Consider the following 8518-nt stretch of genomic DNA (forward strand, 5'->3'; position numbering starts at 1 on the left):
TCAGCTCTTCTCGTCGTGCGCGCGGGGGCCGGCCGATGGGGCGGCCCCCGCCCGCTCGTCCTCGAGCCGCTGCGCCCCGGGATCGAAGCGCCGCGAGCCCGACCGGAACAGCAGCGCCACGCCGCCCTCGACCAGCCCCGCGAGCAGCAGCAGGATCGCGAACGGGATCAGCGAGATCTCGGCCCACGCGCCCATCACCGGCATCACCAGTCCGGCCGCTGTGAAGCTGACCGTGCCGAGGATCGCCGTGACGCTGCCCGCCTCGCTCGACGGGCCCTGCAGCGAGAGGTACTGCACCGGGGCGAAGCCGAGCGAGCGGCCGGCCAGCGCGAACGTCAGCGCGCCGACGACGACGAGCAGCGGCTGCGTGCCGGTGAGCGCGAGCACCGCGACCACGACGGCGCCGAGCGCCGTGACGATCGCCGAGGCGGACATCGCGAACCGGGGTCCGAACCGCGGCACGATCACCCGTCCCGTCGTCTGCCCGACCGCGATCGTCACGAGCGAGGTGACCAGGAACAGCAGCCCGTACAGGTCGGGCCCGACCGCGTAGACGTTCGTGTAGAGGAAGGGAGCGGTCGCGAGATACGCGAAGCCGACCGACCAGCCCGCGGCCGAGGCGGCGGCGAGCGCCAGCACGCGCGGCCGGCGGAGCATCCCGAAGGAGTTGCGCAGCGACGGGCCGAGCCCGCCCTGGTGCCGCCGCTCGCGGGGCAGCGTCTCGGGCAGCACCAGGAGCGCGATCACGGTCGCGAGCGCTCCCCAGGCGGCGACCGCGAGGAAGGAGCCGCGCCAGTCGATCACCTTGGTCAGCTGCGCGCCGACGGAGGGCACCAGGATCGGGAAGACCGAGACGATCACGGCGAGGTTCGCGAGCATCGTGACGAGCCGCTTGCCGCTGTAGAGGTCGCGGACGATGGCGGTGACGACGACGCCCGCAGCGGTGCAGGCGGCGCCCTGGACGAAGCGGGCCGAGAGCAGCACGGCGGTGTCGGAGGTCATCGCCGCGACGAGGCTCGCCGCGATGTGCAGCGCCGCCGAGACGCCGAGCGGCCACTTGCGGCCGACCGCGTCGCTGAGCGGTCCTGAGATGAGCTGGCCGGCCGCGAAGCCGAAGGTGGCGCCGGTGACGACCAGCTGGGCGGTCGCCACCGAGACGCCGAGATCGTCCTGCAGCGTCGGCAGGAACGGCAGCACCAGGTCGATGGTGAGCGGCCCGAAGCCGACGAGCATCGCGAAGATCGGCAGCAGGAGGCGGCCGCGGGGCATCGCTTGGACGGCGGGGGAGGCGGTGGAGGCGGTCATGAGCGCGGAGCGCAGGTCACGGAGGGGATCCTGTCCATCAGCTCCCGGCCGAGACCGGGAAGTAGAGCGAGAAGGGTTCGTCGACGACCTCGTGCAGAGGCCGGAAGCGGACGGCGGCGGGCTGGCCGACGGCGCGGTATCCGCGCAGCCACTGGGTCCACTGCCGCTCGTTGTCGGGGGCGAGCAGGGCGGGGGCGTCCTCGAGGCGCCCCCGCAGCGCGATCTCGCGGTCGACGATGCCTGCCAGCACGATCGGGCCCTCGACGAAGGCGACCGTGCCCGGCTCGTCCGGGATCGGCACGGCGCGGATCTCGGTGCCGAAGGCGAGGTCGACGCTCGTGCGGCCGCCGGGGTGCTCGATCAGGAGCGCGCCGTCGCCCGCCCGGACGCGCTCGGCGTCGCCCGCGACCCCCGGCTCGCCGACGGTCCACTCCGGCACCCGCAGCCGCACGTGCAGCGCGACCCCCTCCTCCGAGACGATCTCGACCCGGATCCGCGAGGCGGTGGGGCGGTGCACGTCGCCCGCGTCACCCGCGTTGGCGTCCGGGCCGACGTAGCCGGCGGTGTCGAGCACCTCGACCCGCACCGCCGCGTCGCCGGCGGCGGACGGCAGGCGCAGGCTCGCGTCGACGTGCTGCGCGATCGTCAGCTCGGCGTCGCCGCCGCGGTAGAAGACGAGCCCGGAGTGGCGCGTGTGCGCCTGCACCAGCGTGCCGTGGCAGCACCAGAAGTCCTCGGTCGGGCTGCCCCAGTCCTTGCGGGCGCCGCCCTCGAGCGGCAGGAAGTAGGCGACCATCCCGGTCCGCGGGTTCTGCTGGGCGAGGAGGCCGTTCCAGAGGTTCCGCTCGATGTAGTCGGCGTAGGCGAGGTCGCCGGTCCAGCGCAGCAGCACGTCGGCCAGCCGGATCATGTTGTAGACGACGCAGTGCTCCTGCGTCTTCTCGCCGCGGCGAGCGGCGAACGCGAAGGGCGGCGTCCAGATCTCGCCGGAGGTCTGACCGCCCGTGCAGAAGGTGCCGCGGAGGGTGACCGCCTGCTCCCAGTAGGCCTCGACGATCCTCCGCCAGCGCTCGTCGCCGGTGACCTCGTAGGCGCGGGCGGCACCGAGCACCTCGGGGATCGTGGTGTTGGCGTGCATGTTGGTCAGCACGTCGCGGCCCTCGAGCAGGCCCTCGAAGAGGGAGCGGCGGTCGTAGCGGCCGAGCAGCTCGGTGTAGACGGGGTCGCCGGTGATCGCGAGGAGGTCGGCCCAGACCTCGAGCATGCCGCCGGTCTCGACCTCGAGGATCTCCTGGAACGCGGCGTCGTCGAATCCGCGGACCCACTCCAGCAGCGGGACCGTGGCGGCCCGCGCCATCCGCAGCGCCCGCTCGTCGCCGAGGTCGAGGTGCAGGTCGACGAGGCCCATCAGCAGCTTGTGCATCGCGTACTGCGGCGCCCAGATGGGGCGGCCGGTCGCGAGGCGGTCGAGGTAGCCGCGCGGGATCGCCCAGATCCAGCCGCCGCCGTTCTCCTCCTGGCAGCGCTCGAGTCCGTCGAGCACGGAGTCGATCCGGACGCGCAGCAGCGGGTCGCCGGTGACCGCGACCTCGCGGGCCGCGGCGGAGAGCCAGTGGCCGAGGAAGTGCCCGCGCAGCTGGGAGCCCGGCGTCTCCCAGCCCCAGTGCCGGTCGAGGCCGCGGGCCTCGCGCGAGTCCTGCGAGGGGTGCAGGTGCCAGCCCTGGTCGCCGATCCCGGCCTCGATCAGGAAGTTCTGCAGCAGCCCCTCGTCGGTGAGCGAGAGGAGGTAGTCGCGGTTGAGCCGCCGTCGCGCGTCGAGCACCCCGCGCTCCAGGCGGGTCTCGTGCGGGGCCGGGTGGGTCAGCGGCATGGGTGCTCCTCGTCGAGGCCGTGGGTGGTGGGGGTGAGCGGTGCGAGCGGTGGTCGATCGGCGCGGGTCGATCCGCGCGGTGGTCCATCCGACCGAGGGTCGAGATCGATCTCTCGCTGTACTCAGACCAGGATCGACGATAGGAATGGGGACATGCAATCCCCGAGAGTGATCCATCTCGTCGCCGATGACGTGTCCGCCCTCCTCACTCAGTCGGGAGGCGACCTGCCCGTGCTGCTGCACTGGGGTCCGCGACTCGACGCGAGCGACGACGATCTCGCAGCTTTCGCAAGAACTCCCGTGCGGACGGGGATCGAGGGCTCCTCCGACGTCCCCTACGAGCCCGGGATCCTGCCCGAGCACACCTTCGGCTGGGCCGGCCTGCCGGGTCTCCGGGTGCACCGGGAGGGCGCCGGCTGGTCGCCGAGGCTGACCGTGGACACCGTCTCGGTGGACGGGGAGGCCCTCGCGGAGGGCGCGGTCGCGCAGGCCGGCAGCGCCGCCGTGACCGTCGAGGCGCACGACGCGCAGGCCCGGATCGGGGTCGTCCTAGAGATCGTTCTCTCCCCTGCCGGACTGCTCAGGACCCGCGTCTCTGTCCGCAACGACGGCGCCGGGCACCTCGAGGTGATCGGCGTCGACCCCGCCCTCCGGATCCCGACCGAGGCCCGCGAGATCCTGGACTTCTCCGGCCGCTGGGGCACCGAGAAGATCCCCCAGCGCCACCCCGTCGTCACCGGCACCCACTCCCGCTCCTCGCGGCGCGGCCGCACCGGCCTGGACGCGACGACGGTCGTCGCGGTCGGCACCCCCGGCTTCGACTCCGCCGACGGGCGGGTCTGGCTCTGCCACGTCGGCATCGGCGGCAACCACGAGCACGCGGTGGAGCGCGGCGACGGCTGGCTCGCCTTCCGGGGCGGCGAGCTGCTCCTGCCCGGCGAGGTGCGCCTCGCGAGCGGCGAGAGCTACTCCTCCCCCTGGATCTCCGGCAGCTTCGGCCACGGCCTCGACGCCGCGGCCGCGCGCTTCCACGCCCACCTCCGCGGGGTCTCCCGCTCCTCGCGCCGGCCGCGCCCGGTGACGCTCAACGTCTGGGAGGCGGTCTACTTCGACCAGGACCTCGCCGTCCTCGCCGAGCTGGCCGACCGCGCCGCCGCCCTCGGGGTCGAGCGCTACGTGCTCGACGACGGCTGGTTCCTCGGCCGCAGCGACGACCGCGCCGGCCTCGGCGACTGGACGCCCGACCCCGTCGCCTGGCCCGACGGCCTCCTCCCCCTCGCCGAGCACGTCCGCGGCCTGGGCATGGAGTTCGGCCTCTGGGTCGAGCCCGAGATGATCAACGAGGACTCCGACCTCGCCCGCGCGCACCCCGACTGGATCCTGCGGGCCCGCGAGGAGCTGCCGCCGCGGTTCCGCTTCCAGCAGGTGCTCGACCTGACGAACCCCGACGCGTTCGCGCACATCCTCGGCGTGCTCGACGGCCTGGTCGCCGACCTCGGCGTCGCGTACCTCAAGTGGGACCACAACCGCGACCTGATCGACGCGGGCCACCCCGCCACCGGGACGGCCGCGGTGCACGAGCAGACGCTCGCGCTGTACCGGCTGATCGACGAGCTGCGCGCCCGGCACCCGGAGCTCGAGATCGAGAGCTGTGCCTCCGGCGGCGGCCGGGTCGACCTGGGGATCCTCGAGCGCACCGACCGCGTGCACACCTCCGACAACCAGGACCCGCTGGACCGCTCGCGGATGCTGCGCTGGACCGGGCTGCTCGTGCCGCCGGAGATGCTCGGCTCGCACGTCGCCTCGCCGGTCAACTCCGTCACCGGTCGCACCAGCGACCTGCACACCCGCTGCGCGATCGCCTTCCTCGGCCACTTCGGGATCGAGTGGGACCTCCGCGAGCTGGACGCGGAGGAGGAGCCCGTGCTGGCGGGCTGGATCGCGGCGTACCGCGAGCACCGCGGCCTGATCGCGACCGGCCGGGTCGTCGGGGGCGACGACTCCGACCCCGACGCGCCGTCGCTGCGCGGCGTCGTCGCGCCGGACGGCTCGGAGGCGCTGTACACGCTGGTCACGCCCGCGCTGACCGCGGACTCGCGCCGCCGCACCCGCCTCCCGGGCCTGGATCCGCGGGCGCGCTACCGGATCGAGACCGCGCGCCCCGGCTCGCTCGGCCCGCCCTGGCAGAGCCCGCACTGGCTGGAGTCGACGGTGCCGCTGGACTCCGACGCCCCGGCCCCCGCCTACCCGGGGAGCCTGCTGGGCGAGGCGGGCCTGGACCTGCCGACCTTCCACGCCGACCGCGCGATCGTCCTGCGGCTCGTCCGCGAGACCGCGTGAGCACCGCCGCCGACCCCGGCGTCCTCGACACCGCCGCCGCCGGAACCACCGCCGCCGACCCGTCCGCCACCACCCCGGAGCACCCCGTGAACAGCACCGTCACCGTCGACCTCGACCGCCCCGGCGCCACCATCAGCCGCCACCTCTACGGCCACTTCGCCGAGCACCTCGGCCGGTGCATCTACGACGGCTTCTGGGTCGGCGAGGACTCGCCCGTCCCGAACGAGGGCGGGATCCGCCTGGACGTCGTCGAGGCCCTCCGCGCCCTCGACATCCCCAACCTCCGCTGGCCCGGCGGCTGCTTCGCCGACCGCTACCACTGGACCAACGGCATCGGCCCGCGCGAGGAGCGCCCCGGCCTGATCAACACCCAGTGGGGCGGAGTCGCGGAGGACAACTCCTTCGGCACCCACGAGTTCATGGCGCTCTGCGAGCTGCTCGGCGCCGACGCCTACATCTCGGGCAACATCGGATCCGGCACCGTGCAGGAGATGGCGGACTGGGCCGAGTACCTCACCGGCGCGGGCAAGTCGCCGATGGCCGATCTGCGCCGCTCCCACGGCCGGGAGGAGCCGTGGACCGTCCGCTTCTGGGGGCTCGGCAACGAGACCTGGGGCTGCGGCGGCAACATGCGCGCCGGCGCCTACGCCGACCTGGCGCGGCAGTTCGGGACCTTCGTGCAGAGCGGCAACGACACTCCGCTCTACCGCGTGGCCGCCGGAGCCGACGGCGCCGACACCCACTGGACGCAGACGCTGATGGAGGTGATCCCCGAGATCGAGGGGCACCCCTTCTCCTCCGTGCCGTGGGAGTCGGTCTCGGTGCACTACTACACGATCGGCGGCAGCTGGCACGCGAAGGGCAGCGCGACCGACTTCGACGCCGACACCTACTGGAGCACGATCGTGGCCGCGCAGGGGATCGAGGAGCTGCTCCGCTCGCACGCCGCGGTGATGGACGTCCACGACCCCGAGAAGAAGTACGGGATGGTGCTCGACGAGTGGGGCACCTGGTGGGACGTGGAGCCGGGGACCCACCCGGGCTTCCTCTTCCAGCAGAACACGATCCGCGACGCGATGGTCGCGGCCTGGCACTTCGACGTCTTCCACGGCTTCGCCGACCGCCTGACGATGGCGAACATCGCGCAGACGGTGAACGTGCTGCAGGCGATGCTGCTGACGGACCCGGACGGCGGCGAGATGGTCCGCACGCCGACCTACCACGTGTTCGAGATGAACAAGGGGCACCACGACGCGACGGTGCTGCCGACCACGGTCGCCGGCCCGACGCACGCGGTCGACGGCCGCGAGATCCCCGTCGCCTCCGCCTCCGCCTCCACGAAGGACGGCCGCGTCCTGGTCTCGCTGACGAACGTCGACCTGGAGGAGCCGCTCGAGGTCTCCCTCGACTTCCGCGGTGGGACCGTGACCGGCGCGACCGGCCGCCTCCTCACCGCCGACCGCCCCGACGCGCACAACCGGCCCGGCGCCGCCGACGAGGTGAGCCCCGTCGCCCTCGAGGGCATCGAGACCACGGCGACAGGCCTGCGCGTCACGCTGCCCCCGCACTCCTTCGCGACCGTGACGCTGGAGCTGTCGTGATCGCCGCGCGCACGGAGGCCGCCCGCCGCCCGCCGATGGGCTGGAACAGCTGGGACTGCTTCGGCGCCTCGGTGACGGAGGAGGAGGTGCTCGCGAACGCCGAGTACCTCGCCGAGCACCTCCTGCCGCACGGCTGGGACACGGTCGTCGTCGACATCCAGTGGTACGAGCCCGATCCCGGCACGAGCGACTACCAGGAGGTGTCGGAGCCGGTGCTCGACGACTGGGGACGCCCGCAGCCCGCCGTCGGCCGCTTCCCCTCCGCGGCGACGGGCGGATTCACGGCGCTGGCCGCGCGCGTGCACGCCCTCGGCCTCCGCTTCGGCGTGCACCTGATGCGCGGCGTCCCCCGCCGAGCGGCCGAGCTCGGCCTGCCGGTGCTCGGGGCGGAGGCGACCTGCGCCGACATCGCCGACCGCGGGAACGTCTGCCCGTGGAACCCCGACAACTACGGAGTCGACATGAGCGCGCCCGGCGCGCAGCAGTACTGCGACTCCGTGATGGCGCAGCTGGCCTCGTGGGGCGTCGACTTCGTGAAGCTCGACGACGTGCTCTACCCGCCGATCCAGGCGGAGGAGATCGCCGCCCTCTCCCGCGCGATCGACGCGACCGGCCGCCCGATGGTGCTGAGCCTCTCCCCCGGCAAGCAGCTCTCGCTCGAGAACCTCGAGCTGCTGCGCTCGACCGCGCAGATGTGGCGGATCTCGGACGACTTCTGGGACGACTGGGCGCACCTGCACGAGCAGTTCCAGCGGGCCGCGCGCTGGGCGCCGCACCAGCGCCCCGGCGCGTGGGCCGACGCCGACATGCTGCCGCTGGGGCGGATCGGCGTGCGCGCGCACGTGGGCGAGGACCGGCTCTCGCGGTTCACGCCCGCGGAGCAGCGGACGCTCGTGACGCTGTGGTGCCTGCTCCGCTCGCCGCTGATCATGGGCGGGCACCTCCCGGACACGCCCGCCGACACCCTGGCGCTGCTGACGAACGACGACGTCCTCGCGCTGCTCGGCAGCGACGGCAGCCGCGAGATCGTCCGCGACGGCGACCTGGTGGTGTGGTCGGCGTGGCGCGGCGACGAGCAGTGGCGCGGAGTGTTCTGGCTGGGCTCGTCGGCGCGGTCCTACTCCGCTCATCTGGCCGACCTGGGCTGCTCCGGCGCGACCTCGGCCGTCGATGTGTGGAGCGGCGCCGAGCTGCCGATCGTCGGCGGCGCCGTCGAACTCGAGCTCGAGCCGCACGGCTGCCGCCTGCTGCGCCTGGCCTGACGCGCGGGCGCCGGGCGGGGCGGGCGGCAGGGAGGTGAGGGCGGCGGGCAGCGTGTCGGTGAGGGAGAACGTCGCCAGCGGGTCACCGGCGGCGAGCACCGGCACGTCCGAGGCGATGGCGCAGCGGATGAGGTCGGGGT

The 8518-nt window shown here is 73.7% G+C and carries 5 protein-coding genes; 3 read left to right on the forward strand and 2 right to left on the reverse strand.

Going from position 1 to position 8518, the window contains the following annotated elements:
• Both C5C63_RS08900 and C5C63_RS08905 read right to left on the reverse strand, forming a co-directional pair.
• Positions 1–1305, reverse strand: a complete 1305-nt coding sequence (locus tag C5C63_RS08900; RefSeq protein WP_104291781.1) for a multidrug effflux MFS transporter — start codon at positions 1303–1305, stop codon at positions 1–3.
• A 37-nt stretch (positions 1306–1342) separates the two neighbouring features.
• Positions 1343–3175 (reverse strand): beta-L-arabinofuranosidase domain-containing protein, encoded by a 1833-nt coding sequence (locus tag C5C63_RS08905; RefSeq protein ID WP_181068314.1) that lies wholly within the window; start codon positions 3173–3175, stop codon positions 1343–1345.
• A gap of 153 nt (positions 3176–3328) precedes the next feature.
• On the opposite strand from C5C63_RS08905, the gene C5C63_RS08910 reads away from it, so the two are divergent.
• Genes C5C63_RS08910 through C5C63_RS08920 form a run of 3 tightly spaced genes read left to right on the forward strand, consistent with a single transcriptional unit; the run spans position 3329 to position 8378 of the window.
• Positions 3329–5515: an alpha-galactosidase gene (locus C5C63_RS08910; protein WP_104249663.1), complete on the forward strand. Its 2187-nt coding sequence runs from the start codon at positions 3329–3331 to the stop codon at positions 5513–5515.
• The gene (locus C5C63_RS08915; RefSeq protein ID WP_308470782.1) at positions 5512–7116 is read left to right on the forward strand and encodes an alpha-L-arabinofuranosidase C-terminal domain-containing protein; all 1605 of its coding nucleotides are present in this window, start codon (positions 5512–5514) and stop codon (positions 7114–7116) included. The genes C5C63_RS08910 and C5C63_RS08915 overlap by 4 nt, the downstream gene beginning before the upstream one ends.
• Positions 7113–8378: a glycoside hydrolase family 27 protein gene (locus tag C5C63_RS08920; RefSeq protein ID WP_258062972.1), complete on the forward strand. Its 1266-nt coding sequence runs from the start codon at positions 7113–7115 to the stop codon at positions 8376–8378. The genes C5C63_RS08915 and C5C63_RS08920 overlap by 4 nt, the downstream gene beginning before the upstream one ends.
• Positions 8379–8518 lie beyond the last annotated feature (140 nt).

The sequence above is a fragment of the Rathayibacter sp. AY1B8 genome, from assembly GCF_002932775.1.
Lineage (GTDB): Bacteria > Actinomycetota > Actinomycetes > Actinomycetales > Microbacteriaceae > Rathayibacter.